General features: G+C 70.5%; 2 protein-coding genes. Both read right to left on the minus strand.

What is annotated here, in order from left to right; translation table 11 throughout:
- A partial coding sequence (locus tag B9G38_RS17350; protein WP_086221182.1) for a hypothetical protein occupies positions 1-259 on the minus strand: 259 nt, incomplete at its 3' end.
- Positions 259-1,426 (minus strand): aminotransferase class I/II-fold pyridoxal phosphate-dependent enzyme (locus tag B9G38_RS17355; protein WP_086221183.1); only part of this gene is annotated, 1,168 nt, incomplete at its 5' end. The genes B9G38_RS17355 and B9G38_RS17350, both read right to left, overlap by 1 nt.

The following is a 1,426-nucleotide window of genomic DNA, read 5'->3' on the forward strand; positions in this document are numbered from 1 at the left end:
CCTCCGGCTCCTCGTCGTCGTCGACGTTCCCGTCCGGCGGGACGAGCTGGCCCGTGTACAGGTAGCTGACGACGAACATGACGATGAAGCCGACGCCGACCGCGGCCGTCGTCCGCACGACGAACGGAATATCCCTGAAGTAGAAGGCACGGTCCGCAACCGCCATAGCGACGAACGCCACCAACAGCACTTTCTGCTCGTCGGTGGGGTCGCGGACGAGCTCGACCACGTCGTCCTTGAGGTCGCCGAACAGCCCCATCAGGCGTCACCCCCGGTCGTCGCGGCCGAGTCGGACGCCGGCGCGTGCCCCTCGATCACGCGGCCCACGCGTTCGAGGCCGTCCTCCAGCTCCTCGGTCGGGAGCCCGAACCCGATCCGGAACCGGTCCGGGAAGCCGAACAGATGCCCGGGCGCGAGGACGACGCTCGCCTCCTCGACGACGGTCCGGCAGAACGACTCGGCGTCGTCGAACCCGTCGGGGACCGTCACGAACGCGTTGACGCCGACCGGGTCGTACCAGTCGAGGCCGTGGTCGTCGACCCACGCCGCGACCCTCTCGCGGTGGTCGGCGGCCAGCTCGCGGTTCTCCGAGAGGATGCGGTCCTCGCGCCGGCCGAGCGCCTGCTTCGCGACGTGCTGGCCGAACAGGCTCGGCGAGATGGTCGTGTAGTCCTTCCAGCGCCACGCTCGCTCGACGACCGGCTCCGGGCCGGCGATCCAGCCGAACCGCAGGCCCGCGAGCCCGTACGCCTTCGTGAGGCTCGTCGTCGAGATCCCGTGTGCGCCGTAGCTCGCGACCGGCGGCTGCGGCTCCTCGGCGAGCAGTCGGTACACCTCGTCGCAGAGCAGGTAGGCGTCGTTCTCGACCGCGACGTCGTAGACGGCCCGCATCGCGGCCTCGTCGTGGTACCGCCCGGTCGGGTTGTTCGGGTTGTTGACGACGATCACGGCGGTGTCGTCGCGGGCGGCGTCGGCGACCGCGTCGGGGTCCAGCTCCCACTCCGGCGGCTCCAGTTCCACGCGGGTCACGTCGCCGAACGCGTCGGGCACGGCGTGGAGCGCCTGATAGGTCGGGGTGACGACGACGGCGTGGGTGCCGGAGCCGATTCCGGATTCGCCGTTCGCTCCCTCGGCGGCGCCCTCGCTCCCGTCCACCGCCCCCTCGTCGCCTAAAATCGAGAGGAACGTCAGGAAGTTCGCCTCCTGCGTGCCGCAGGTGAACAGGACCTCGTCTGGGGACCGGTCGTAGCGGTCGCCGACGGACGCCCGGAACTCGGGGTCGCCGTTCGTCGGGATGACGTAGCCGAGCTTCCCCGGGTCGAGGTCGAACCGACTCGCGTCGAGCGACCGGATGCCGCTCTCGGCCAGCATGATGTCGGCCTCGTGCTCGTACTCGGCGAACCAGCGTTCGAGGCCGAACGGGTCG

This window comes from Halorubrum sp. SD612 (genome assembly GCF_002135005.1).